General features: G+C 47.4%; 26 protein-coding genes and 1 riboswitch. Of the genes, 22 read left to right on the top strand and 4 right to left on the bottom strand.

The genetic code is table 11. From position 1 onward, the window contains the following. Window positions 1–23 precede the first annotated feature (23 nt). Window positions 24–1,025: a lipoate--protein ligase gene (locus tag MHH49_RS03830; protein WP_036681778.1), complete on the bottom strand. Its 1,002-nt coding sequence runs from the start codon at window positions 1,023–1,025 to the stop codon at window positions 24–26. Window positions 1,026–1,252: 227 nt separating this feature from the next. On the opposite strand from MHH49_RS03830, the gene MHH49_RS03825 reads away from it, so the two are divergent. The 4 genes from MHH49_RS03825 to MHH49_RS03810 all read left to right on the top strand — a co-directional run bounded on the left by MHH49_RS03825 (window position 1,253) and on the right by MHH49_RS03810 (window position 4,901). Beyond that, a complete protein-coding gene (locus MHH49_RS03825) occupies window positions 1,253–2,341 on the top strand; it encodes a pyridoxal phosphate-dependent aminotransferase (RefSeq protein WP_038569156.1) in 1,089 nt (362 codons plus the stop codon). Window positions 2,342–2,465: 124 nt separating this feature from the next. Next, window positions 2,466–3,203, top strand: coding sequence for an adenosylcobinamide amidohydrolase (locus MHH49_RS03820; protein ID WP_038569158.1), 738 nt, complete (start codon window positions 2,466–2,468; stop codon window positions 3,201–3,203). A 49-nt stretch (window positions 3,204–3,252) separates the two neighbouring features. Next, a complete protein-coding gene (gene cbiB / locus MHH49_RS03815; RefSeq protein WP_038569160.1) occupies window positions 3,253–4,212 on the top strand; it encodes an adenosylcobinamide-phosphate synthase CbiB in 960 nt (319 codons plus the stop codon). A gap of 8 nt (window positions 4,213–4,220) precedes the next feature. Beyond that, window positions 4,221–4,901 carry a histidine phosphatase family protein gene (locus MHH49_RS03810; protein ID WP_052096836.1) on the top strand — a complete coding sequence of 227 codons (681 nt, stop codon included), beginning with the start codon at window positions 4,221–4,223 and terminating at the stop codon, window positions 4,899–4,901. A 99-nt stretch (window positions 4,902–5,000) separates the two neighbouring features. Here the strand turns inward: MHH49_RS03810 and catA are convergent, their stop codons facing one another. Next, window positions 5,001–5,660 carry a type A chloramphenicol O-acetyltransferase gene (gene catA, locus MHH49_RS03805; protein ID WP_038569162.1) on the bottom strand — a complete coding sequence of 220 codons (660 nt, stop codon included), beginning with the start codon at window positions 5,658–5,660 and terminating at the stop codon, window positions 5,001–5,003. A 142-nt stretch (window positions 5,661–5,802) separates the two neighbouring features. On the opposite strand from catA, the gene MHH49_RS03800 reads away from it, so the two are divergent. From MHH49_RS03800 to MHH49_RS03765, 8 genes are all read left to right on the top strand, one after another. Continuing rightward, window positions 5,803–6,339: an AAA family ATPase gene (locus tag MHH49_RS03800; RefSeq protein WP_036681786.1), complete on the top strand. Its 537-nt coding sequence runs from the start codon at window positions 5,803–5,805 to the stop codon at window positions 6,337–6,339. 124 nt (window positions 6,340–6,463) lie between these two features. Further along, the gene (gene pdxR, locus MHH49_RS03795; RefSeq protein WP_076104824.1) at window positions 6,464–7,915 is read left to right on the top strand and encodes a MocR-like pyridoxine biosynthesis transcription factor PdxR; all 1,452 of its coding nucleotides are present in this window, start codon (window positions 6,464–6,466) and stop codon (window positions 7,913–7,915) included. A gap of 13 nt (window positions 7,916–7,928) precedes the next feature. Then, entirely contained in the window at window positions 7,929–8,861 is a 933-nt protein-coding gene (locus MHH49_RS03790) for a D-alanine--D-alanine ligase (RefSeq protein ID WP_076224705.1), read from the top strand. Next, a complete protein-coding gene (locus MHH49_RS03785) occupies window positions 8,854–10,017 on the top strand; it encodes an aminotransferase class I/II-fold pyridoxal phosphate-dependent enzyme (RefSeq protein ID WP_341137906.1) in 1,164 nt (387 codons plus the stop codon). Before MHH49_RS03790 ends, MHH49_RS03785 begins: the two co-directional genes overlap by 8 nt. A 95-nt stretch (window positions 10,018–10,112) precedes the next feature. Further along, on the top strand, window positions 10,113–11,174 hold the full coding sequence (cobT, locus tag MHH49_RS03780) for a nicotinate-nucleotide--dimethylbenzimidazole phosphoribosyltransferase (RefSeq protein WP_076104822.1): 1,062 nt from the start codon (window positions 10,113–10,115) through the stop codon (window positions 11,172–11,174). Continuing rightward, on the top strand, window positions 11,171–11,719 hold the full coding sequence (gene cobU, locus MHH49_RS03775) for a bifunctional adenosylcobinamide kinase/adenosylcobinamide-phosphate guanylyltransferase (protein ID WP_036681798.1): 549 nt from the start codon (window positions 11,171–11,173) through the stop codon (window positions 11,717–11,719). Before cobT ends, cobU begins: the two co-directional genes overlap by 4 nt. After that, complete coding sequence (gene cobS / locus MHH49_RS03770; RefSeq protein WP_341137905.1) at window positions 11,716–12,531, top strand: adenosylcobinamide-GDP ribazoletransferase; 816 nt, start codon at window positions 11,716–11,718, stop codon at window positions 12,529–12,531. Before cobU ends, cobS begins: the two co-directional genes overlap by 4 nt. A 154-nt stretch (window positions 12,532–12,685) precedes the next feature. Then, window positions 12,686–13,012 carry a YnfA family protein gene (locus tag MHH49_RS03765; RefSeq protein WP_036681801.1) on the top strand — a complete coding sequence of 109 codons (327 nt, stop codon included), beginning with the start codon at window positions 12,686–12,688 and terminating at the stop codon, window positions 13,010–13,012. Between the two features lie 988 nt (window positions 13,013–14,000). Here the strand turns inward: MHH49_RS03765 and MHH49_RS03760 are convergent. Next, complete coding sequence (locus tag MHH49_RS03760; protein WP_341137904.1) at window positions 14,001–15,689, bottom strand: methyl-accepting chemotaxis protein; 1,689 nt, start codon at window positions 15,687–15,689, stop codon at window positions 14,001–14,003. Window positions 15,690–16,056: 367 nt separating this feature from the next. Further along, window positions 16,057–16,102, top strand: a riboswitch (PreQ1 riboswitch). Between the two features lie 10 nt (window positions 16,103–16,112). Here MHH49_RS03760 and MHH49_RS03755 point away from each other — a divergent pair. From MHH49_RS03755 to MHH49_RS03710, 10 genes are all read left to right on the top strand, one after another. After that, entirely contained in the window at window positions 16,113–16,826 is a 714-nt protein-coding gene (locus MHH49_RS03755) for a queuosine precursor transporter (protein ID WP_076128125.1), read from the top strand. Between the two features lie 277 nt (window positions 16,827–17,103). Next, window positions 17,104–18,585 (top strand): AMP-binding protein, encoded by a 1,482-nt coding sequence (locus MHH49_RS03750; RefSeq protein WP_341137903.1) that lies wholly within the window; start codon window positions 17,104–17,106, stop codon window positions 18,583–18,585. Beyond that, window positions 18,582–19,733 carry a thiolase family protein gene (locus MHH49_RS03745; protein ID WP_341137902.1) on the top strand — a complete coding sequence of 384 codons (1,152 nt, stop codon included), beginning with the start codon at window positions 18,582–18,584 and terminating at the stop codon, window positions 19,731–19,733. Before MHH49_RS03750 ends, MHH49_RS03745 begins: the two co-directional genes overlap by 4 nt. Continuing rightward, window positions 19,730–20,131, top strand: coding sequence for an FAS1-like dehydratase domain-containing protein (locus tag MHH49_RS03740; RefSeq protein WP_076128119.1), 402 nt, complete (start codon window positions 19,730–19,732; stop codon window positions 20,129–20,131). Before MHH49_RS03745 ends, MHH49_RS03740 begins: the two co-directional genes overlap by 4 nt. Beyond that, window positions 20,106–20,447: a MaoC family dehydratase gene (locus MHH49_RS03735; protein WP_341137901.1), complete on the top strand. Its 342-nt coding sequence runs from the start codon at window positions 20,106–20,108 to the stop codon at window positions 20,445–20,447. Before MHH49_RS03740 ends, MHH49_RS03735 begins: the two co-directional genes overlap by 26 nt. A gap of 2 nt (window positions 20,448–20,449) precedes the next feature. After that, window positions 20,450–21,271, top strand: coding sequence for an SDR family NAD(P)-dependent oxidoreductase (locus MHH49_RS03730; protein WP_341137900.1), 822 nt, complete (start codon window positions 20,450–20,452; stop codon window positions 21,269–21,271). Next, window positions 21,272–22,072, top strand: a complete 801-nt coding sequence (locus tag MHH49_RS03725; RefSeq protein ID WP_076274620.1) for an energy-coupling factor transporter ATPase — start codon at window positions 21,272–21,274, stop codon at window positions 22,070–22,072. After that, a complete protein-coding gene (locus MHH49_RS03720; RefSeq protein ID WP_076099021.1) occupies window positions 22,057–22,914 on the top strand; it encodes an ATP-binding cassette domain-containing protein in 858 nt (285 codons plus the stop codon). The genes MHH49_RS03725 and MHH49_RS03720 overlap by 16 nt, the downstream gene beginning before the upstream one ends. Further along, on the top strand, window positions 22,907–23,710 hold the full coding sequence (locus MHH49_RS03715; protein WP_076147454.1) for an energy-coupling factor transporter transmembrane component T family protein: 804 nt from the start codon (window positions 22,907–22,909) through the stop codon (window positions 23,708–23,710). The genes MHH49_RS03720 and MHH49_RS03715 overlap by 8 nt, the downstream gene beginning before the upstream one ends. A 6-nt stretch (window positions 23,711–23,716) precedes the next feature. Beyond that, window positions 23,717–24,682, top strand: coding sequence for an NAD(P)H-dependent flavin oxidoreductase (locus MHH49_RS03710; RefSeq protein WP_341137899.1), 966 nt, complete (start codon window positions 23,717–23,719; stop codon window positions 24,680–24,682). 84 nt (window positions 24,683–24,766) lie between these two features. On the opposite strand, the gene MHH49_RS03705 is transcribed toward MHH49_RS03710, so the two are convergent. Then, window positions 24,767–25,861, bottom strand: a complete 1,095-nt coding sequence (locus MHH49_RS03705) for a M24 family metallopeptidase (RefSeq protein ID WP_036681827.1) — start codon at window positions 25,859–25,861, stop codon at window positions 24,767–24,769. Between the last annotated feature and the right edge of the window lie 64 nt (window positions 25,862–25,925).

The following is a 25,925-nucleotide window of genomic DNA, read 5'->3' as shown; positions in this document are numbered from 1 at the left end:
AAATCATGACCAGTGAATTCATCCTATTCCTCTAGGAAGACCAATCCGATAAAATCCTCCGGCTCAATACGACCGAAATAATGCTTCAAATCGAGATCAGCTAATGCTTCTCTAACCTCAGCCTCGTCATAACGTTTGCCACGAAGTGCATTTTCAACATCTACTACGTCACCGACTCCGAAGAAGTCACCATAGATTTTGATGTCTTTAATGAGGGAATCTTCAATATCCATCCGAATATCAATAATTCCGGCAGGGAATTTGCGCGTGTGCTTAACGTTGCTTTTTGGTGACAGACCGTAGTTCCAGTCCCAGTTCTGGTAGTGCTCCTTGGAGATCTCGTTAATTTTGTCCCAGTCGGCTTGTTGCAGCTTGTACTGAGGAACCTCAGAAGAATCCATGCCAAAGATCGAACGCAGCAGGCCGGCGCGGAACTCCTCGATCGTCATATCTGTACCCAGCAGCTCTTTGATATTCGCTACACGACTGCGTACGGATTTGGTGCTCTTTGATTTAAACTTCTCTGGATTCACTTTTAGAGAGGCTTGTACATCATCTAAATTAAGATTGAACATCAAGGTACCATGGCTGAACATACGTCCGCGTGTGGAGAACTGAGCGTTACCGGAAATCTTTTGCTCACCAACTTGCAGATCATTCCTTCCGCTTAGCTCGGCGTTAACGCCCATGCTTTGCAGGTAATCGATGACCGGTTGGGTGAATTTCAAAAAGTTATGAAAGGATTGGCCGTCATCCTTGGTAATAAAGCTGAAGTTCAAATTTCCAAGATCGTGATAAACAGCTCCACCGCCGGATAGACGACGTACGACCTGAATATTATTATCTTTTACATACTCTTGGTTAATTTCTTCGATAGTATTCTGATGTTTCCCGATGATGATGGATGGGCTGTTGATATAAAAAAGCAGGTAACTCTCGTCCATCGGCAAGTGCTTCAGCGCATATTCCTCAATCGCCAAATTGATGGATGCGTCAGTAATCCCTGTGTTATCAATAAAAAGCATAGTGAATTCCTCCGTCGCAGCAAAATTGATTACAACCTTCATTTTAAACCAAAAGCGGTTTTTTAACAAAAGAGATCACATCTTTGAGATTCATGTCGGTTTGGGGGAAGCAGGGGATTTAGCTGGTTCCTTCTGCGAAAGCATTGACGTTCTTCCGGCAAAGAGTCAATAATGGTGGCAATGACATACATATCGTGCTAGAGAAAGTAGATAGAGGGAGTGTAATTATGCTTGAAAAATATGGACATGGCGGTGATTTGCTGACGGCAGCGGAGCTCTATGGAGAAGCTGGGGGCACATTTCTCGACTATAGTGCCAACATCAATCCACTCGGTCCTCCACCGGAAGTTTTGGAGCTGCTTAGAACAGCACTGTCAACGGTGGTTACATATCCGGACCCTGGACACCGACGCTTTAAACAACTACTGGCGGAAAATCTTGGCGTAGATAGTGGCTGGTTAACCGTGGGTAACGGAGCAGCGGAATCTATGGCTTTGCTGCTGTTGGCGATAGCTCCGCAAAAGGTTGGCATCGTGGAACCTTGTTTCTCTGAGTATAGGCAGCTTTCCGGGCAATTTGGTGCTGAAGTATTGTCGGTCCAGGGGACTAGGGAACAGCATTTTCGCGCTGGAGTGGAGGAGATTGCCGGGCTGCTGGAACAGGTGGAGCTGTTATTTCTCGGACAGCCGAATAATCCCAATGGAGTTCAGTATGCTGTGGAGGAACTGCGCTTGTTAGCGCAGAAGGCTGAAAGCTGCGGGACTTATTTGGCTGTGGATGAAGCTTTTATTGACTTTATCCCGGAGTCAGAGCGAAATACACTCCTGCCGGAGCTGGAGCAGTTTCCGCATACGGTTCTGGTGCGGTCGATGACGAAGTTTTATGCGATTCCCGGACTGCGTCTCGGGTTTGCGATTTCGCATCCGAAGCTGGCGAAGGCGATGAGCGGAAAGCAGGTCACCTGGAGTGTGAACGGCTTGGCGCTGCTGGCAGGGGAAGCCTGCCTTACAAGCGGACGTGACTATGAACAGCGCACGCGTGAGCTTATTGCAGCAGAACGCGAAACGCTGCGGCAGGGTCTAGTGCAGTTGGGCTGCGATGTCCCACCGGGAGAAGCCAATTTTCTGCTCTGTGGCTTGCCGTCACCGTGGAGTGCGGCTGAGCTGCAGACTAGGCTTGGCCGCGTAGGTATACTTGTGCGCAGCTGCGCTATGTATGCAGGGTTAGGTTCAGGGCATATTCGAGTTGCTGTTAAGGGACATGAGGATAATGCCCGCCTTTTGCTGCAGATGGCGGAGATTCTAGCGACTAAGTGACAGGTGCACGTATTCCTTAATGATGTGCGGAGGGAGCTGACAGCGCTATTGGCGGGGCATCCTTTCGAGGATGGTTGTAAGTATTCAATGAAAGAAATGAGCGGTGAAAGGAGCGGGATCGGCTATGGTGGAAGTGAAGATTCCATTTAATCTTGCAGGGGGAATCAGGGAGTATCATCCGGCCGTCTGGCCAGGGCTTGCTCTGCAGTGGAAGGATAAGCATCTGCTGCTGGAGCTGCCAGCAGCAGCGGATGGTTTATCGAGCGCGTTCTACGGCGGAGGAATGAACCGGCTGCAGCGGGCGGTTAATTTATATGTAGATCGCAATTACGAATGTAGTGATCCTGTCCAGGATATGGAGAATAAGCTGCGCGATTGGGGTTATCCTTTATCCGGCTGTGCCGGTCTGATGACGGCTGTACCGCTAGAGCATGCAGCGGTAGCTGAAGAGGACACGGGTTCAGCGGGGATTTTTGTTTGCGTTACAGCCGCCGCAGGAAATGCTGCGCGCTCAGGCGTGGAACGCAATGTATTGGCTGTGTATCGGCCGGGTACGATTAACATCATGCTCTGCATTGATGGCCGCCTGACACCGGCGGCCATGGTCAATGCTGTGCAGACAGCTGTCGAAGCCAAAGCTGCTGCGCTGGCAGATCTCGGGATTACCGATCCGGAGAATGGCCTAATCGCAACCGGCACAACTACGGATGCTATTGTACTCGCTGTGAGCCAAAGCGGGAGATACAGCGCCGAGCATGTCTACGCCGGAACAGCAACCGATCTCGGAGGCGCTATCGGCCGGCTTATATATAGCGCTGTGACGGGCAGCCTGCTGTCGGTGCAGGCAAGGAAGGACAGCTAATGACAATGGATAGCTGGAGAAGTAGAAGATTGTTCAGAGGTGATTGCCTGTGACAATCGCTTTGGTGTTGCTTGCGGCTTATGTGATTGACCGGATCGTAGGTGATCCGCGTAACCTGCCTCATCCCGTAATTGGTATGGGCAAAGCAATTACGGCTCTGGAGTGGGCGATCCGTCGTTTATGGTCCCGCCCGCAAAGCCTGCGCAGAGCTGGGGTGTTACTTCCGCTATGTGTGGCGGGCGGTGCTTGGGCACTGACAGCCATCCTGCTATGGCTGCTGTCATATATCTCACCTTGGCTCGTCTGGATAGCCGAGGTTTGGTTGATTTCAACCACGATTGCCTCCAAGGGACTAAAAGATGCAGGAATGGCGGTGTACGTGGAATTGCAGAAGGGCGATCTCCCTGCTGCCCGCAAGGCTTTGGGGATGATCGTGGGACGTGATACGACTTCGCTAGACGCCCCTGAAATTGTCCGTGGAACGGTGGAGACCGTAGCAGAGAATATTGTCGATGCGATTATTTCTCCACTTTTCTACGCGCTGATTGGCGGTGCGCCGCTTGCTATGGCTTATCGGGCGGTCAATACACTCGATTCAATGGTTGGTTATAAGAACGATAAATACCGTGATCTCGGCTGGGCATCTGCCCGGCTCGATGATGTTGCTAACTTCATCCCGGCACGGATTACGGCATTACTTTTGGCTCTATGTGCAGGGATGCTTCGTCTGGATTGGCGTAGTTGCCTGCAAATGGTGAAGCGGGATGCACATCTACATCCAAGCCCTAACAGCGGTTATCCAGAATCAGCTGTGGCTGGCGCACTTGGCATCCGACTCGGAGGCGAAAATGTGTATCATGGCGTCGCTTCTTTTCGGGCTTATATGGGTGATCCGGTACGTACGATGGAACCAAATGATATTATCCAGACCTCGCGGATGATGATGCTCTGCTCTTCAATATTTGTAGGTCTATGCGCGGTTGCGGCATGGATATGGATTGGAGGCTGAGCGTCGGTATGGCAATTCCCTCTATAGAGCTTGAGCTAGTGCTTATCCGACACGGGCAGACGAAATGGAATGTTGAGCATCGTTACCTGGGACATACGGATCTTCCATTGCTTCCTGACGCAAGTGAGCGGCTATCCCAACTTCAGCAGCAGATCTGCATGCAGGCTGAGTTATCAGGTGGTTTTTGGCGTGTGTTCTGTAGCGATTTGCTAAGATGTCAGGAGACCTTGGCTTTCGTAGCACCTTCACTAGAGCAGGACGCTATTTACGATCAGCGGCTTCGTGAAATGAACTTCGGAGCTTGGGAAGGCTGCACCTATGAGCAGTTGAAAGATAACTCTCTATATAGACATTGGATTGATGATCCTTCAAAGGTTACACCGCCAGAAGGAGAATCGTGGACAGAATTCGATGCACGGTTGCGTAGTTTCCTGTTAGATCTAGGTCAAGCTGCTATGGCTGCATTTGGATGCTGTGCTATCAAGGAGAAAAAAAGTGAGGTTACATCGAATAGAGTAATGGTAGTGACGCATGGGGGGGTAATCAGGAATTTACTTGCACAGTTAGTTCCTGACCTCACATTCTACAGTGCAGTGGCTCCTTCTCCAGGGAATGTAATGGTACTAAAAATACTCTGGCAGCATGGACAATGGTCAGCTGATAAAGCTGATATTGTGGAAAAAGGATGATTACATGAAAATAAGGGCTCCACATCATTAGGAAAACCTAATAGGTGGAACCCTTTATGTTTGAACTATCGTTTGCTGTCAGCAGAATAACGTGGTTAATTAGAGGTTAGGTAACCATTCCGTATAGGTATCTGCACGTGATTGTAATTCATTATACAGCATGCTGGCATGGTAACCGTCGCACACAGCATGGTGGAATTGCCCCGAGATGGGTAATAGTATTTTTTTGTCTTGCTGAAAATATTTCCCTATCGTAAAGATGGGAAGTAGGTAGGTTCCCTCGTTATACACGTTCAGGTTAAAGCTCGTGAAGCTGACCCACGGAATGCTGGAAATAGGGAAGGTGTTCGATGGTTCGTTTGCTTTAGCGATAAATTGTTTCACACTTCCGTACATTTTCATATCATCGAGATAACGGTTATAGAAATCATTAAACTGTTCACCGTACGAAGTCCAGATGCTTGAGAAAGTTTTATCATCATCATGGAAAATTGTAAAACTAGGTGACAAGCTATCCCAATAACCTAATCTACCTTCAGAATCAAAACATGTGCGGAATTCACTATGACGGTTCACCACCGTAGTTATCATGTGGATTAGTGCTGGGTACAGCTTAATTCCCTTATGCTTAAGCTCTGACAGTAGAAGGGTGATATCAATATTTACGGTCATGCTATAGGTGCATCTGACATTGTTTAAATAATGTTCAAAATAGGGTTTTCTACTCCAGTTATCAATGACAATCGGGTTAAAAATCATTTATTATGACCTCCTAAAATTATTTCGTTTTTCATTTTAGGAGGTCTGCTGGACTGATTTCACCATATCCTTATCACTATCCCTTGAGAAAGTATTTTGTAACGATGAGTATACCATCAATTGGAAGGGAGATGCATTTATAATGCTGAGCGAAAAGTTAGTTATTGAAAAATTGCTTCAGCAAAAGCGTACGAGTGTTGCTTCCATCGTAGTGATGATGTGCGGTGTAGCGGGGTCGGGTAAAACAACTTTTGCTAAAAAGCTGGAGAAAGAGGGATTCGCCAGACTTTCGATAGATGAAGATATTTGGGCCACGCACGGCCGTTTCGGGGTGGATTATCCAGAGCAGAATTATGAGTTCTATAAAGAAGAGTCGGAGATAAAACTGCGGGGGGAGCTGGTGAATCTGCTTCAGGCAAAACATCATGTTGTCATCGATTTCAGCTTCTGGCAACGTCAGAGACGGAACGATTACAAGCAACTTATTGAGGATTATGCTGGCGTGTGGGAACTGATTCACTTAAAGGTTCAGCCGGATGAATTACGTCAGAGACTGCTTATCCGGAGTGAACGTTTTGACGCCAATGCCGCATTTCCGATTACTGAGGACATATTAACCCGGTTTTTAAATGGTTTTGAGATCCCTGCTGGAGAAGGGGAGCTTGTGATCGAAGCATAGATCTGTAACTTGATTTTTGGGCATTTGTCCCCTCATAGAACCACAGCCGGATTAAAATCCCATGGCTGTGGTTCTTTTTTTAAGCGAGTGATTGTGCCATGATAGTCATGGGGGCGATTGAGAGATGTTTAAGGATTTTAAGCTCATAGCCGGACGGCCGGTGTATATACAAATTAAAGACTATATGAAGCACTTAATCATAAAAGGCGGTCTGCAAGGCAATCAAAAGCTGCCCTCCACACGAGAGCTCAGCACATTGCTTAAGGTTAGCCGCAACTCCGTAATCTCTGCTTATGCAGGGCTTGAGGATGATGGCTTTGCTTATGCCGTGCAAGGGCAAGGAAGTTATGTTGCAGCTACGCCGCCCGGCAGTGAAACGATCTCTTCCTGGACGATGGACTGGAAGTCACGTCTCAATGATCGCGCGGTGCTGGCGGAGGAACTGGATATCATGAAGCGCGGGATTCGAGCGGAGAAGGGGACGATCTCCTTCACCAGCATAGCGCCTGATGAGAGTCTTTTTGATCTGGATAATGTGAAGCGGTCCTTTATGGATCGGATGTCGGTAGAAGGCAACGTTCTGCTAAATTACGGCTATGCCAAAGGGTATAAGCCTTTAATAGACTATTTGAAGCAGTATATGGAGCACAAGGGCGTTGAAATGAGGGGCAAGGATATATTGATCACCAATGGTTTTACAGAGGGGTTCGATATTGTATTGTCTGCTCTGAGTAAAAAAAATGGTTCGGTCATTTGTGAGAATCCGACGCATCATACAGCGATCAAAAATTTGAAGCTGAACGGTTTTGAGATCACCGGGATTTCGATGGAGCGTGATGGGATTGATTTGGCGGAGCTGGAGAAAGCATTGCAACAGCAAGCTTTTGACTGTGCATACTTCGTCCCTTCTTACCATAATCCGACCGGAATTGTAATGTCTCCAGAGAAAAGACAGCGGCTAATGAAGCTGATGAATCGCTACCAAGTCCCGGTGATTGAAGATGGTTTTAACGAGGAATTACGATATTCGGGCTCACATGTGGCTCCACTTATCGCAGCAGCAGGCAGCGGCAACAGCGTGATTTATCTCGGCAGCTTCTCCAAGGTATTATTTCCGGGACTACGTGTAGGTTGGGTGCTGGCGGATCAGGAGTTGATTAATTCCCTCGAAAGCGTCAAGCGCGCCCGTACCATTCATACCTCGACGCTGGATCAATCCATTTTATATCAGTATTTATTGGGTGGCCATTTAGAGAAATATTTGAAAAAAGCCAGAGCGGAATACAAACGAAAGTATGAATTAACCCTGCAATGCTGCAAGGATTTTATTCCTTATACGGCGCTGTCAGGGGACGGTGGCCTGCATCTTTTTGTAACCTTCGCGGAGGGCTTTAATACAAGGACGCTGTTGGCGGCCTGTCATGAGCAAGGGGTTATTTTTACAGCAGGAGATATATTCTTCACAGACGGTAAAGGGCAAAATACGATACGGATCGGTTTCTCCAGAGTGACGGATGAGGATATCCGCAAGGGGATCGAGGTTATTGGCAGAACAGCTCGACAACTAATGGGATAAAGAGGTGCTTGAGATGAAAGTAGGCGTAATTATGGGCGGGGTATCCTCAGAGTATGAGGTATCCATGAATAGCGGTAGAGAAATATTGAAGAATCTAGACCCCAATAAATATGAAATTATTCCAATTGTGATCACCAAGCGTGAGGAGCTTATTGAGCAGGCAAAAGGGATCGATATCGCGCTGCTTGCACTTCATGGAGCTTACGGCGAGGATGGTACGGTTCAGGGAACGCTGGAGACGATGGGGATTCCGTATACGGGCAGCGGGGTTTTGTCTAGCAGCATTTGTATGGATAAAGATCTCTCCAAAAAGCTTATGCGCTGCGCAGGCGTCAACACAGCAGATTGGCTATGCTGGGACAGCATGAAGGATTATTCGGCTGAAGCGGTGGAACGGCTCGGATATCCGGTTATGGTGAAGCCATGTTCAGGCGGCTCGAGTATCGGAATGGAAAAAGTGAGCAGCAGCGAGGAGCTGTTGTGCGCAGTGCAGAAGGCTTTTGCCTGTGATCAGGCGATTTTGATTGAAAGCTACATTCAAGGCCAAGAAATCACCTGTTCTATTCTAAACGGAGAGCTGCTGCCTATTCTGGGAATTACCTCAGCAAATGCCGAGTGGTTCGATTACAGTGCTAAGTACGAAGAAGGCGGAGCAGATGAACGGGTCATTGAATTGCCTACTGAAGTGCATGAACGGGTACGCGAGGCTGCCTTGAGCTGTTATAAAGCACTAAAATGTAGCGTGTATGCACGGGTTGATATGCTGCTTAAAGAGGGTATTCCTTATGTGCTGGAGGTGAATACGTTACCAGGCATGACGAAGGCCAGTCTTTTACCCAAAAGCGCGCAAGCGGCAGGCTACACCTTCAGCGGACTACTGGACGAAATCATCTCCCTTTCCCTAACGGAAAAGAGTGCAAAAGAAGAGGTGTACAGCCATGCATAATGAATGGATTGCTCCACGAGTGCGGGAGATTGCGCCATCGGGGATTCGGGCTTTTTTTGACCTAAGTACGGGGAATCAGGATATTATATCGCTGGGTGTAGGGGAACCAGATTTCGTTACACCGGAGCATGTAAGAGCTGCCTGTATTCATGCCTTGAATAATGGGGAAACGATGTATACGCCAAATTCCGGGTTACTGGAGCTTAGAGAGGAGATCGCTACTTATCTGCACACAAGTTTCAAGCTTCGTTATGAGCCAAACGATGAGATTATGGTTACGGTGGGCAGCAGCGAGGCTGTGGACTTGGCATTACGAGCTTTCATTACACCTGGGGATGAGATTATCGTCCCTTCTCCCAGCTATATCGCATATTCGCCGATTACCCATTTGAACGGGGGGGTTACGGTGGAGGTAGAATCATCGGCCGAGCAGGGGTTTAAGCTTACTGCTGAAGCGTTACGGAAGGTGATTACTCCGCGTTCGAAGCTTCTTATGGTGAATTTTCCGACTAATCCTACAGGTGCAGTAATGACTTATGAAGATTGGCTGCCTATTGCACAGATTGTAAAAGAGAATAACCTACTGGTCATTTCAGATGAAATTTATGCCGAGCTTACGTATGACAGTCAGCATGTCAGCATCGCCTCTCTTCCCGGGATGCTGGAAAGGACGATTGTGATTAGCGGCTTCTCCAAAGCTTTTGCAATGACTGGCTGGAGAGTGGGTTATGCTTGTGGCGATCGAGAATTAATTGCTGCGATGCTAAAAATCCATCAATACACTGCAATGTGTGCCCCCGTGCTCGGTCAAATTGCTGCGATTGAATCATTGCGCAACGGAATGCAGCATAAGGAACATATGAAGCAATGCTTCGATGAGCGGAGAAAGCTGCTGGTTAGTGGATTTCGATCCATTGGACTACCTTGCCATGAACCTGCGGGTGCATTTTATGCCTTTCCTTCCATCGCTCATACCGGAATGAAATCAGAAGACTTCGCTTTGCAGCTGCTCAGGGAGGTCGGTGTCGCTGCGGTTCCGGGTCATGTGTTTGGAGCAGGCGGAGAGGGTTATATTCGCTGCTCCTATGCCGCTTCCTTACAAAAATTGACAGAGGCGCTGGAGAGAATCGAAGATTTTATGAAAGTGAAGTTGTAATTCTAGAAGTCCCCCTCTATCATAGATGGGGGCTTTTCTGCGAATATGAGATAGAATAGGTTATACGGATACATTTAATAGGAGGTCGTAATTATATGCTTTCAGATATTCAAGACGTAATTAAACAAATCATTCCGGCTGATGATCAGTCCATCCTCAAGGCGGAGCATCGGCTGAACATTCTGACCAAACCTCCGGGCAGTTTGGGACAATTGGAACCTCTAGCTGTTAAGCTCGCTGGAATTTCGGGTACGGAGCAGCCTAGTTTCACCAAACGAACAGTTGTTGTGATGGCTGCTGACCACGGGGTATGCTGCGAAGGGGTTAGCGCATTTCCACAGGAAGTCACGCTGCAGATGGCCCATAACTTTCTCAGCGGTGGAGCGGCTGTAAATGTATTGGCACGTCAAGCTGGGGCAGAGGTACAGTTTGTCGATGTTGGCATAAACGGCGATCTTAGTCATGTCGATCTGATTGATCGTAAAGTGCGCCGGGGAACGGATAACATGGCTGTGGGACCTGCGATGAGTCGTGAGGATGCCATGAATGCTCTTCTTGTTGGGATAAGAGTTGCGCAGGAAGCGGTTAAGAACGGAACGGAGATTTTTATAACAGGCGAAATGGGCATTGGGAATACTACGGCTAGTGCTGCCATTCTATGTGCTCTCAAAGGAATAGCCCCTGAAGTAGCTGTGGGACGAGGAACGGGAATTGATGATGAACGTTTACTACATAAAATTGCAGTGGTGGAACGCGCCTTAAAGGTAAATCAGCCGAATTCAGCAGATCCGTTGGATGTATTATCTAAAGTTGGCGGACTGGAAATCGCTGGCTTGGCGGGACTGATTCTTGGTGCGGCTGCTAATCGGACACCTATCATTTTGGATGGTTTTATTTCGGGGGCGGCAGCGCTTGTGGCAAAAGCCCTTGCACCTGAATCCATCGCTTATATGATAGCCTCTCATGTATCAGGAGAACGGGGTCATAAGCTAATGCTGGAGCAGCTTGGACTTGAACCGCTGCTTAATCTCGGTCTGCGATTGGGTGAGGGAACAGGGGGAGTATTATGCCTTCATTTAATCGAGGCGATCTGCCGCATTTTGAGCGAAATGGCAACCTTTGAAAGTGCAGGCATCTCTGGAGCTGGTCAACGATGAGCATTCTTGTAACGGGAGGCGCACGTAGCGGTAAAAGTGGTTTTGCAGAAAAATTGATGCATTCACTGGCAGATCAGGCCTTCTATGTAGCAACCGGACAGGCTTTTGACGACGAAATGAAGGAACGGATTGCTCTGCATCAGCATCAACGAATGGAAAGTGGTTACGCTTGGGAGACGCTTGAGGAACCGTATGATTTACCAGATCTGCTAAAGCGATTATCGGGTGAAAAAGCGGTGCTCGTAGATTGTTTGACCTTATGGTTATCCAATGCATTATTGGCCGTGGAAGGTTTTGAAAATAGACAAGAGCTTGTTGAGAGTGAAATAACAAGACTTGAAGACAGTGTGCGTTCTTTTCAAGGGACGCTTATTCTGGTCACTAATGAGGTTGGCGACGGGATTGTTCCGGAGTATGCGCTTGGCCGATTGTATCGTGATCTGGCGGGACGAATGAACGCCCTGATCGCTCGGCAATGCGAACAGGTCTTTTTAGTAACTGTTGGAATTCCGATTGAGCTTAAGAGCAGGGAGTATCGTTTATGAGGGAGCGTAGGGATGCGGCCGTAGCTGCTTTTCAGTTCTTATCCCGATTTCCTGTAAAAGGTGATCCGGGATTCTCTCCTGAACTGCTGCGCCGCAGTGTAATCTTCTATCCCATGGTAGGCGCAGCAATTGGGCTGTGTGTAGCTGCTGGAGCAGCCCTGACGGGATTGCTTTTACCTGCTTGGCCAGCAGCAGTGATCGCTCTGATTCTGTGGGTAAGCCTCACTGGCGGGTTGCATCTTGATGGCTGGATGGACAGCGCAGATGGTCTGCTCAGCTATCGGCCACGGGAGCGTGCCCTGGAGATTATGAAGGACAGCCGTGTGGGTGCGATGGGCGTACTTGCCTGCGTGCTGCTCCTGCTGTTTAAAGCTTCTTTGCTGGCAGCTCTAATCGAAGGCTACGCCTACTACGAGCTGCCGCTGCTCTTGGTACCAGCGGTCTGGAGCCGCTGGTATATGGTGCGGGCAATGGTGCGTTATCCCATTGCCCGTGGAGACGAGGGGCTGGCCGCGAACTTCGCCGGCCTAGCTTCCTCGCATGAGCGGCGCGCGCTGGCAGTCGCCGCGCTGCTCTCGCTGGCCGCCGCCGCTGCGCCTCTGGCGCTCGGCGCTGGCTTAGCCGCGTGGCCGCTGCATCTGGCGGCAGCTCTGCTGCTGCCGGTCGCGGCCTTGGCCTGCGGCACCGCAGCTGCGCGGCGGATCAGCAGCCGGCTCGGCGGGCTCACCGGTGACGTGTACGGCGCGCTGAACGAGCTGCTGGAGGTTGTGCTGCTGCTAGTGTTATTGCTGCTCCAGTACAATTTAATGTAAGCTCCACGGATGAACCTTGAGTAGTTTGCTGTAGGTAGCTCTACGGGTGAACCTTGAGTAATTTGCTGTAGGTAGCACCACGGATGAACCTTGAGTACAATTTGTTATGAGTAACCTTTGCGTTTTTAGGAGATTGACAGGGAAGAGGGATGACATGTTATTTGCCATTCTGCTATTTATAATTGCTGGCCTTGCTGAGATCGGTGGCGGATATTTAGTGTGGTTATGGTTGAGAGAATCAAGGCCACTTTGGTACGGCTTAGTGGGGTCCTTGATTCTGATAGCGTATGGGATTATCCCTACGTTGCAGAAATTCCCTTCCTTCGGCAGAGTGTATGCGGCTTACGGCGGGGTGTTTATCGTGCTCGCGGTCTTATGGGGATGGCTTGTAGACAAGAAGACACCAGACGTATATGACTGGGTCGGAGCAGGTATTTGTGTGATCGGTGTATCGGTCATCCTCTGGGCACCGCGACACTAAGTTGAGTGATGTTTGCTTAGCCATAAAAGCTGAATGAAAGCTGAGTAACCTAGTTTTTACTGAGTGAGTAACTTGGCTTCGGACTCAGGGGACCTTATTTGCGAAAAAAGGGTTATTTTGGAGCGTTTTCGGACACCAGAGGCGCTATTTGAACAAAAAAGGCTGAGTCTGGGTTGATTATGAGGCCATAGCGTCTCTCGAGTCCGAAAAAGCCTCCAAATGGTAGTTTTTCGAGTAATAGCGGCATCTGAGTCCGCAAGCCAGCAGCAAATAGCGTGCTGAGGTCTAAGTGAGAGCTTCGCGCAAGCTAGTGCATGTAGCTGATTCTATTGCTGTAGGTAGCATCCACGGAGGAACTTTGAGTAACTTGCTGTAGGTAGCATCCACGGAGGAACTTTGAGTAATTTGCTGTAGGTAGCATCCACGGAGGAACTTTGAGTAATTTGCTGTAGGTAGCATCCACGGAGGAACTTTGAGTAACTTGCTGTAGGTAGCATCCACGGAGGAACTTTGAGTAATTTGCAGTAGGTAGCATCCATGGAGGAACCTTGAGTAACTTGGTTCCGGACTCAGGAGACCTTATTTGCGAAAAAAGGGTTATTTTGGAGCGTTTTCGGACATCAGAGGCGCTATTTGAGCGAAATAGGCTGAGTCTGGGTTGATTATGAGGCCATAGCGTCTCTCGAGTCCGAAAAAGCCTCCAAATGGCAGTTTTTCGAGTAATAGCGGCATCTGAGTCCGCAAGCCAGCAGCAAATGGCGTGATGAGTCTAAGCGAGAGCTTTGCGCAAGCCTAGCGCATGTAGCCGAGTCTAAGCGAGAGCTTCGCGCAAGCCTAGCGCATGCACCCTGAGTCTAAGCGAGAGCTCCGCGCAAGCCTAGCGCATGCAGCCGAGTCTAAACGAGACCTCAGCAAGCGCTAGTGAGCCATAAACTAAAAACCCCCCTTCAACACTTTCGTGTGAACGGGGGTTATTGGTTTTCAAGCGTTAAATCTTAAATTGCTGCACAGCTTCTTGGAGTTTCTTGGCTTGCTCATACAGATGTTTAACGGTTTCTGCATGGCCTTCCAGTTCGACGCGCTGCCGCTCTGAGTTAGCAGCGAGTGTGTCCGCACTTTCTTGCGATCTTGATGTAATTTGTGCAGTTTCTTCGACGGAAGCACTGACTTCTTCTGTACTTGCCGAGATTTGCTGTGTAGCCGCAGATACGGATTGGATGCTGTGATTGATGCTTTGGATAAGAATCAGGAGGTGATTAAAGGCATCACCTGCTTCTGCTACTTTGCCGACTCCAGAGGCAACCTCAGAATTCACGTGGTTCATCTCGGTAACGGAGCGGCTCATATCTTCTTGAAGCCCAAGTAGGAAGTCACGGATCTGTTCGTTTGCGTTACGGGATTGTTCAGACAGCTTGCGTACTTCTCCCGCAACAACAGCAAAGCCGCGTCCATGCTCTCCTGCGCGTGCAGCTTCGATTGAAGCATTCAGCGACAGCATTTGGATCTGTTTCGTAATTTCAGTAATGCTGTGAACGACTTCTCCGATCATTACTGAACGCTCATTCATGATTTGTAATTGATCCAGCGACTGTAGGGAAGCACGTTCAACCTGGCGCATTTGCAGCACAGCGCTTTGAGCAATTTCATTACCGCCACTTGCTTCAGCGGAAGCCTCACTGATTTGCTCCGTGACTTCATTCGCTGCTGAGGCAATACTTTGAATGCCTAAATTGATTTCTTCCATTGCTCTCGAGTTATCTGATGCACTGCTAGCGATAGTCGTACTACCTTTGCCGATTTCTATTACCGATGAGCTGGAGTGTTCCGCCATATCATTGAGAACCTCAACACGTTCTTTTAAAGAGTTGGAATCCGCAACGACAGTATTAGAGGTTACCAGTACATGTCCAATCATTTCTTTCAGGCGTTGGGTCATCGCTTGGAAGCTTACGGACAACTGTGCAACTTCGTCATTTCCTTTAACTGATAATTCTTCGGTGAAATCTCCCTCTGCGAGCCGGGCACTATAAGCTGCCAGTTTTGAGATTGGACGTGTTATACGCACACTCATAAACCATGCACCAGTTAGACCGATGATCAACGTCAGAAGTGTGATTCCGGCACTTGTCCATAGAATACTGTCTGTTTTTTCTTGAATGAAGCTTACGTCACTGCTTACACCGATAACCATCGTACTTCCGGGAATACCGATATAAGCTGTTTTATGTATACCATGTGCGTCGCTATATGTATCGCTTAGTCCAGTTTTTCCTTTAGAGGCTTGTTGCATTGCAGAGGATACGGTGACACTTTCTGCCCGTTGCAATTTTGCATCGTGATCTGCGGATAGAATCTCAGCTTCTTTCCCTTTCAGATTGACCAGAAAAATGGTTTCCACTCCATGTTGTTTCCTCTTTTCCTGAAAATAGAACTCGAGATTGGTGGCAGACTGATCGTTCTTATTTAGGGTTTGCTGGGCGTGCATTACGTTGAGATTCTTATATACGTCCTGAGCAGCGGCAGTAAGGATTTTGTTAATCTGTGGCATAACATAGCTGTTGAAGATATTGATGGAGATAAAGTAGAAGCTGGTGCTTAACAAAAGAGACGTGAGCAACAGAACAACAAATAATAAACGCGTGAATTTGCGACTGATCGAATGCTTGATACGAAACATATCGTTCTCTCCTTTTTTTATGGACGGTGAGGTCATTTCTTTTTTTGGTCTTCACTAGATACTCCATGCCAACTGCTGGAAATTGGCGACCCGAGATATATTCCATAGTTATGTCATATTTCTACTAAATGGATCGGGAATAAGGTGTTTGATACTATTCTATAGAATTAACCTCTGGATGAATAGTGAAAGTTTTGTCCTATAGAGCATTTTTTTCTGAAAAAAATGAATTATTGCTGACTATTTTAGATAATTGTCGAAAAAAAAGAACTGGAACTACCAATTTCATATAAAAATATTATTTTTATGGATTGTTAAGCGCTATTGTGATAGAGTATTAATGTTTTGTTCCGAAAATTTAATATTGTAAGCCGCGGTTCGTAACCATCCCGCGTAAACAAAACTAGGAGGAATTTCAGTAATATGTTTAATTTGCTGTGGGGAGTTTTATTTGTTATTGTCAATTTTGCTTTTTTTCTACTCTGTTACCGCTTGTTCGGGAAAAGTGGAATGTATGCCTGGGTAGGTATTGCTACTGTAATTGCTAACATTCAGGTAGCTAAGACGATTGCTATGCCATTTGATATTGTGATGACACTCGGAAATACGATGTATGTCACTTTATATATGACCAGCGATTTACTTAATGAGAAGTACGGAAGAGCGGAAGCACGTAAAGCGGTCTGGTTTGGTTTCTTCACCTTGCTTATGACTACAGTCATTATGCAGATGGTATTAGTATTTAAGCCGCAGGAGACCGATATCGCTCAGTCTTCTTTGGAGACGATTTTTGGGCTGATGCCTCGACTAGCTTTGGGTAGTCTTACTGCTTACTTCATTAGTCAGTTCCTAGATGTTCGGTTGTACTCTTGGATTCGTAAATATTACAGCACCTCAAGTCAGCTGTGGATTCGTTCCAACGGTAGTACGATGATTAGCTCCTTTGTGGATACACTTATTTTCTGTACCATTGCGTTTGCGGGCTTGTATGACTGGAATGTATGGCTTGAAATTTTGCTTACGACTTATCTAGCGAAGTTCTTACTAACCGCAGTAAGCACACCTATCTTATATATCGCCCGAACCTTTACTTTTGCTGAAGAGGGTTCACCATCATCCGTTCAAAAGAAGGACTAAACAACAATACAGCCAGCGCGTACCGATCATAATCGATGCGTGCTGGCTGTTTTTTCGTTGTAAGATGGACTTAATAGTTACATGAAAGATGTGTACATAAAAATAATATAAAGCTAAAATAAGCTATCGTAGCAATTCTAGCGGGTTAGTTTAACAGGAGCGACTTCGATGGCGCTTATCACATATCCTTTAGTTTGGGCTGGACTTGCGGGGCAGTCCGATTGAAGAGAATGTATATAATCGGTAGTCACAGAAATTACGAACAGGTGTGATCAGGATGAATCTAGTAGTTCCTATACTGCGTCATGCAGCACAGCAGCCCGACAGCATTGCCTTAACCCATGACCAAGCAAGTCATACCTATGCCACATTAGTAAAAACGATGCGGAGAATCGCGAATGGCTTACAGCAAAAGGGTCTGAGGCATGACAAAATCGCGATTTTGTCTACGAATCGTATTGAATTTGTTGAGGTTTTTTTGGGGGCGATTTATGCGGGCTGTGTTCCCATTCCCTTAGATCCCAAATGGAGTGCTAATGAACTGCAGGTTATTATAGAGCAGTGCCAGCCGACAATGATTTTTGCCGAGCCGGAAGCCGCAAAGAATCTGACCTTCAAGGATCAAATGATCCAAACATTGACCTTCTCAAATGAACGAACAGGTTCCTATGATCAGTGGCTGGCTGCCCTGAAGCCGGAGGCTGAGTTGGATGAGACGAATGAATTATTATTTATTGGCTTTACTTCAGGCACAACCGGATTGCCCAAAGGTTATATGCGTACCCATTTATCATGGTTAAAAAGCTTTGAGGTCTCGAATATTGCTTTTGAATTGGACGCTATGAAGGATGTTTTGGCACCAGGTCCATTTGTGCATTCCCTATCCTTATTCGCCGTAATGCAGAGTCTATATGGTGGAGCAACCTTTCATATCACACAAAAATTTAGTGCCACGCAGGTGTTAGAGCTGTGCCAGCAAATTCCGGGCGTGGTGCTGTTCGTCGTACCAACAATGATCGAATCCATGATGCAGCAGGCTGTACCTGGGCAGATACAGATTGATGCGATTATTAGCTCAGGTGCAAAGTGGTCGGAGTTGTCCAAGAAAAGGGGCATGGAAGTGTTTGGTGGAGCTAGGCTTTATGAATCCTACGGTTCTTCAGAAGCGAGCTATATTAGTTATTTGGATGTTCTGACCGAGCATAATCCGACCTCTGTAGGCAAACCTTATCCCGGGGTGCAAATTTCCATTCGTGATGACCAGCTCCGGGAAGTCCCTCCTGGGGAGATTGGGCAGCTATATGTGCGTAGTGATATGATATTTTTAGGCTACCATCAATTGCCGAATGAGACAGCAGCAGCTTTTAGAGAGGGATGGCTTGTTTTAGAAGACTATGTTTATCAGGATGAAGCTGGTTATTTATATATGGCGGGACGTTTGAAGAATAAAATCATATCCGGAGGGCTGAACGTTTATCCGGAAGAAATAGAGAGGGTGCTGGAGTTTCTTCCGGAAATAGATGAAGTGATGGTGCTTGGCGTGCCTGACGATTACTGGGGAGAACAGCTGATAGCCCTCGTGAAGTGGAGCGGAGAACAGCATTTATCTGTCGAAGAAATTAAGAATTATTGCCGCCAGTATTTAGCGAGCTACAAAGCGCCGAAGCAGCTGCTAACCCTGGATGAATTTATCTATACAAGCAGTGGCAAAATTGCCCGGCAAGCGATGAAAGACTATGTGAAAAGAGCGATGATATGATAGAAGCAGTAATTGTCATGGCAAAACGTACACCGGTTGGCAGAATGGGTGGCTTATTAAGTACACTTGAGCCGGAGGCATTACTGGCGCCGCTTATTCAGCATATTGTAGCCGAAACGAACTTGCCTAAAGAACTGATCGATGATGTCATTATTGGGAATGTTGTGGGCCCAGGAGGTAATATTGCCCGGGTAGCTGCGCTTGAAGCGGGGCTGCCTGTTTCGGTTCCGGGCGTCACCGTGGATCGTCAGTGCGGATCTGGGCTAGAGGCAATTAATATAGCAGCAAGACTGATTCAAAGCGGCGCTGGTGAGATTTATTTAGCAGGTGGTGTCGAAAGTACGAGCCGTGCTCCATGGAAAATGGCTAAACCACAGACGTTAATGGGGGTTCCACAGCTGTATACCCGTGCACATTTTACGCCTAGCTCTTACGGTGATCCGGATATGGGAATTGCTGCAGAAAATGTAGCTAGGAAATACGGGATTTCTCGAGAAGAGCAGGATCAATGTGCCTTAAAAAGCCATCAAAAGGCGGTTCATGCTCAGCAAAGTGACCGGTTTCAGCAGGAGATAGTACCTCTTCAGGTAGAGGGGCAGTGGGTGAACACCGACGAATGTCCTCGGGCAAATACGAGTCTGGACAAGCTGCAAAAGCTGCCGCCAATTTTTGAAGAAAAGGGTACCGTCACTGCTGGAAATGCCTGTCCTATTAATGATGGCGCAGCGCTTCTATTAATGATGTCTAGTGAGAAATGCCAGCAGCTTAAGCTTACGCCTATTTTGCGGGTCGTGGATGCGCAAGCTGCGGGTGTAGATCCGAACTATTTGGGTATGGGACCTGTACCAGCTGTGCAAAAGGTGTTAAAACGCCAAAAGCTTACCGTTGCCGATTTAGATATCGTAGAGTTTAACGAAGCTTTTGCTTCACAAGTATTGGCATCACTGAACGAGCTTCAAATTCCACAGGAAAAGGTCAATCTTGGCGGGGGGGCATTAGCAATAGGCCATCCATACGGAGCTTCCGGGGCTATTTTAATGACTCGCTTATGTGCTGAAATGCAACATGCCCCTTACCAACGAGGGCTTGCTACTCTGGGAATCGGCGGTGGGATAGGTCTGGCAACACTCGTGGAGGTTATAGAATGAACAGTGTCCGACATCAGATCCATATGACTGCTGAATGGATTTCGGACTATGCACAGAGTATTGAAGCACCCGTGCAGACGATAAATGGAAAGCTGATCGCTCCTGCGACGATGCCTATTATTTTCTGGCAAGACTTCGATATTCCTTGGTTAATCATCGGTGAACCCTTGCTTCACGGCACTCAGAAATTTTCATATCAGGCTCCGATTACGGCGGGGATGATTTTGGATTGTGAATTAGCGTTAACGGGCGAGGTGCAAAAAGAAGGCAGACAGGGTAAACTGACTTTTTACACACATACGCTGGTTTGTAGGTGTGAGGGTAAGCTAATAGTCACCGCAGAAACGGTGTTAATTCGGGTAGGTGATGATCATGATAAAAAAGTGCATAACAGCTGAGGCTATCCGGCAATATGCAACTGCTTCCCAAGATTTGGCGCCTATACATCTAGATGCAGAGGCCGCAGCCAAGGCTGGTTTGGAGCGACCCATCGCACATGGGATGTATCTTATGGGATTAGCCCAATCTTTGTATATTGCTGAGCACCCTACACAGTGGATCACTCAATATGATATGAAATTTCATAAGCCAATAGAGGTCGATAGTGTCGTGATTTTTGATTTTGTAGAGGACGCTTGCTTTGTGAAAGTGATCCTTACAACAGAAGCTGGCGATGTTATTGCTGCGGGAGCTTTTGCTGTGAAAGAGGTGTAGTGATGAATAAAGTGGCCTTAATTACTGGAGCAACAAGAGGGATCGGACGTAGTATCGCCATGCAGCTTGGCAAGTCAGGTTATATAGTGATTGTAAATGGTACGCAACAAATCTTAATCGATGAGGTTGTGCGCGAGATCCGCCAGGCAGGCGGAGAGGCGCTAGGGTACGCTGCTAATGTAGCCGATTCCGTCGCAGTCACTGCCATGGTAGATGAGGTCTTTGCCCGATACGGTCGTATCGAGGTGTTGATAGCTAACGCGGGAATTGTGCAGGATCAGAAATGTCAACGTATGACGGATGAACAGTGGAAGAATGTTCTGGATGTGCATTTAAATGGCACTTATTATTGCATTCAACGAGTATTACCACATATGCGTGAAACAGGTGGGGATATCCTGTTGATGACCTCTGCTGCTGGACTAGCAGGTTCCGTGGGTCAGGTGAATTATAGTGCAGCCAAGGCTGGAATACTCGGCATGATGTGGACGCTCGCAGCAGAGCTGAAACTTGACCAGATTAGGGTCAATGCGATCTCTCCAGCGGCGTTAACGGATATGACCAGACCTATAATTGACCATCTGAGGGAAAAACATGCCAGTCGGAATGAACCTTTGCCTGACTTTTGGAGAATAGGTGACCCGGAGGCTATCGCTTCCTTCGTGACTGCATTATTGAGGGAGTCCGACGCGGATTTAACCGGTGAAATCTTTGCTGTGAATGGATCAAAAGTGACAAAATGGGAGAAGCCTGCACCTGCATTTTCCGAGAACAGCATTGAGGCATTTTTTGCTGCTTGGCACCTTCAAAAGGGGAGTGAATAAATGCTTACCTTCGATCAAGTTTGTTTTTATTATAAAAAGGGACAACCTCTCCTGGAGGATATTAGCTTTACGATAGAAGCAGGGGAGTTTGTGGCGATAGTTGGCGCGAATGGTTCTGGCAAATCCACTATTGCAAAGCTCATGGACGGACTGCTGCTGCCACGAAAAGGGGCTGTACAATTTAAGAGCTTGGACACGGCAAAACCAACGGATCTTGCGGAGATCCATCAGCAAATCGGTTTTGTTTTTCAGAATCCAGAGGATCAGTTTATCACCACAACCGTTATGGATGAGGTGCTTTTTGGTTTGGAGAATATCCGTGTGCCGAGGGAGGAAATGCGCAGCCGATTGGATCATGCCTTGCAGGCCGTTCAAATGGAGGATTATCTGGAGGCTATGCCACATCAGCTATCTGGAGGTCAAAAGCAACGTGTCGCTATCGCAGCTATATTGGCGATGCGCCCGCAAGTCATTATTTTTGACGAGGCTACCTCAATGCTTGATCCTCAGGGAAGACAGCAGGTTCTTTCCATCATGCAAGAGCTGCATCGTCAAGGCCTGACGCTTATTCATATCACCCACCATATGGAGGAAGTGCTTGCAGCAGAACGCGTATTGCTCCTGCACCAAGGGCGACTTGAGTTTGACGGCGATCCACTGACTTTTTTTGAAACCATGCCTGTTGCGGACTATCAATTACAACTGCCCTTCGCAGTGCGTGTACATACATTGCTCCATTCAGCAGCACCGCTAACAGCCGATTGGAAGGGGATAATTCGATCACAATGGTCTACCAATTAAAAAATCTAAGTGTGAACTATGCCGATCATGTGGCTTTGCACAATATAAACTGCACTATTCCTGAGGGCAAATGGATTTCTATTATCGGTCCAACAGGCGCAGGAAAGTCTACCTTTGTCAAAGTGCTGAAGGGCTTGATTCCCACCGTAAAAGGAGACTATTGGATTAATCAGCAGCCTGCCAGCAGAGATGCCAAAGGGCGCTTAAAGGTTGTCCCTGAGTTGGGTTTCGTTTTTCAATATCCTGAGCATCAGCTATTCGAAACAACGGTGTATAAGGAGCTTGCTTTTGCTCTGAATCAGCAGGGTGCTTCACGTCAGCAAATTACAGAGGCGATTGAAACGATTTTGCCACAAGTGGGTTTGCCTGAGGGAATTCTCCCCTTAAATCCATTCCAGTTAAGCGGTGGTGAAAAGCGCCGTGTAGCTATTGCCTCTGTACTGATGACAAATCCGAAGCTGCTGATTTTGGATGAACCGACAGCGGGTCTCGATCCTGCTAGCCAAGTGTCTTTGCTGAAGCTACTAAAGGAATGGCAGCAACAAGACAATCACACGATCCTCTTCGTTTCGCATCAAATGGATGATGTTGCCGAATACTCGGATGAGGTCATTGTTTTTCATGAAGGTCAGTTAAAAGGGCATCATGATATCAGAACATTGTTTCTGGAAAAGGAAGAATTACTGCTGGAACTTGGACTATCCTTGCCTGAACCCGTACAGCTCTTGAAGCTAATGGAGGAATTATCTGACCAGAAGATTGAAGTTGCCAGCTGTAAAGAGCAGGATATCCTCGAAGCGATTTTGCCGATTTGGCATTCGAGGGGGCAAGGGCATGGCTGATTCCGTATTAGTCGGTCAATATGTGGAGACACATTCGATTTTTCATCGTTTAGATCCTCGTACAAAGCTTGTAAGTATCGTGATGCTCATGCTTAGCTTTATGATGCTTGGAACGGGGATTAGTTATGTTGTTGCAACCTTTTTTGTACTGGGAATGTTGTTACTGTCGAAAGTTCCTGTGCATTTTTTTTGGCGAGGGCTGCGGCCGGTATTATTTATTTTATTGTTTACTTTTGTTTACAATGCCGTGTTCACCAAAGGGACGGTTCTCTGGTCATGGTTTTTTATCGAGGTGACTGAAGAGGGACTGCGAACAGGATTACGTTTTGTATGGCGTATTATATTGCTCATCTTGTTAGCCTCAGTTCTAACCTTAACTACTAAGCCGCTGGACTTAGCTTATGGTCTGGAAAAGCTGCTTGCCCCTCTATCCAAATTGGGGGTACCCGTAGAACAGTTCTCTTTAATGATAGTGATTGCGATCCGTTTTATCCCTACCCTCAAGGAGGAGCTTGATCGTATCCTTCTCGCACAGAAGGCTAGAGGTTATGATCTTACAGTATTGTCACTGCCTAAACGGATATACGCGTACATTCCGATCATTATTCCTCTGCTCTTCACAACGATTCAACGTGCTGAACAGCTGAGCTATGCAATTGATGCGCGTGCTTATGGTAATGGTAAAGGAAGGACTTCTTTTAAAAGACTGCAATTTCAGCAGATAGATTATCTGGCAGGGGGAGTTGCCCTTTTATTTGCCGTGATTCTGCTTTGCTTAAAGATAGGAAAGGTGTAGATGAAGATGAAATGGAACACCCGTATTACGGAGTTATTGCACATAGAATATTCTATTATTCAAGGAGGACTTGCTTATTTAGGTTATGCAGACCTCGCGGCTGCGGTTTCAAATAGCGGTGGACTGGGTCAGGTCACAGCAATGAGTCTTCCGGATGCGGAGGCCTTACGTGCAGAAATACGGCGGGTACGAACACTAACAGACAAGCCATTTGGTGTTAATTTTGCTATCGGCATGCATGGGATTGGTTATGAAGACCGGGTGCAGGTCGCTATCGACGAGCAGGTTCCCGTGGTGAGCCTCACTGGAGGGAATCCAGCCCCTATACTGGAAATGTTACTGCCCACCGATATTAAAACGCTCGTGCTCGTCTCCTCACGCAGACAAGCCCAAAAGGCCGAACAATTAGGCGCTTCTGCGGTTATTGTTGTTGGGCAAGAGGGCGGGGGTCACTTAGGGCGTGACGATGTTGGAACCATGGTGCTCGTTCCTCAAGTGGTCGATGCGGTTAATATCCCTGTGATTGCTTCAGGAGGGATCGGAGATGGCCGTGGATGGATGGCTGCTCATGCGCTTGGGGCTGAGGGAATCGAAATGGGCACTCGTTTCGTTGCTACAGTGGAATGTGTGCACGCGGCTGCTTCTTATAAAAAAGCTTTAGTAGAAAGCTCAGAGTCGGATACGGTTGTAATCAAACGTTCTATTGGAGCACCCGCACGAGTGTTGCGTAGTGACTACATTGATCAAATTCTTGAAATCGAGCGCGTGACACCGACCTATGAAGCATTAAAAGAATATATCAGTGGTGCAGCCAACAAGCGCTGGATTTATGATGGTATCAAAGAAGAGGGCATCGGCTGGGCAGGTCAAGTAACAGGAATGATCCAAGATATACCTACAGTCGCGGAGCTGGTCGGCAGGATGGTTAAAGAGGCTGGGTCGATTCGCGGGATGTGGGGAACACAGGTTTAAATAAAAACAAACACAGAGCGGTGATTCTCTCATTATTGGAGGAATCGCTGCTCTGTGTTTTTGACCGTGGCTTGTAATTCTTTTCTACAAATGAAGAATAGTCAGTTCCTTAGGGAAGCTTGTTAAGGTCTCTGCGCCTTCAGCTGTAATAATCAGATCATCTTCGATACGCACACCCGCTAGTCCAGGCACATAAATTCCTGGCTCAACGGTGAACACATTGCCGATCTCGATAATGTCATCGTTCTGTCCGTGAAGTGATGGATATTCATGAACATCCATACCCAGTCCGTGTCCGACACGGTGCAAGAAATATTCCCCGAATCCAGCTTCCTCAATTACATCACGTGCAGCTTTGTCGACTGAGCCGAAAGGTGCTCCAGGATTGGAGGCAGCGATCCCAGCTTCGTTGGCAGCCAGCACAGTGTTATAAATAGTGATTAGCTTGTCGTCCACGGATTCAATTGCAAAGGTACGTGTAATATCAGAAGCATAACCATCGGCATACACCCCGATATCAAACATCAGGAAATCGCCTGGTTGAATGACCCGGTTGCCAGGAACACCGTGAGGTAGGGCAGTTTTCGGACCAGAAAGCACCATAGTGTCGAAGGAAGGACCGGAAGCGCCAACCTTTTTCATTAGATATTCTAGCTCCGCTACTAGATCGTTTTCTGTAACGCCTGTTTTTACGTGGGTAAGAACGCGGCGCAAGGCTTCCTCAACTAGCTCAGCGGCATGTTTCATGCGCTTAACTTCATCCGGGGTCTTTTTGGAGCGCATGCTGCGCAGCAATGGACCAATATCACTAAACCGTTCAGCTGGAACAGCAGCGGTTAGGTGTTCAAAACGGGCTACTGAGAAATGTTCCTTCTCTATGCCAAGAGTTCCAAGCTTGCTGCTGCCGAAACAATCTTTTAGCAGGTTATAGGGATTATCAGTGTCACTGTGAGTTAGGATTTTGGTGACCGAAGAAGCCGCTTGAGCCGCTTCTGCATCCAATGCAGGCAGAATGAGCATAGGCTCTTCTCCGCGTATCAGCAGCAGACCCAGAAAACGTTCATGCGGATCGCTGGCGAAGCCGGTTAAGTAGTAGACATGCTTGGGATCTGTTACGAGCAGGGCATCCAGACCTTCGCCCGCCATTTGCTGCTCTAGGCTTGTCAGAGCATTATTCATAGTTGGTGTTCCCCTTTCAACTTCACGATTAGAACTGCAATATTCCTATTATAGATCAAAAATA

Origin of the sequence: Paenibacillus sp. FSL F4-0122 (assembly GCF_038002845.1) — a bacterium.
GTDB classification, from domain to species: Bacteria; Bacillota; Bacilli; order Paenibacillales; family Paenibacillaceae; genus Paenibacillus_AQ; species Paenibacillus_AQ odorifer.
This window is presented reverse-complemented; position numbering and strand designations above follow the sequence as displayed.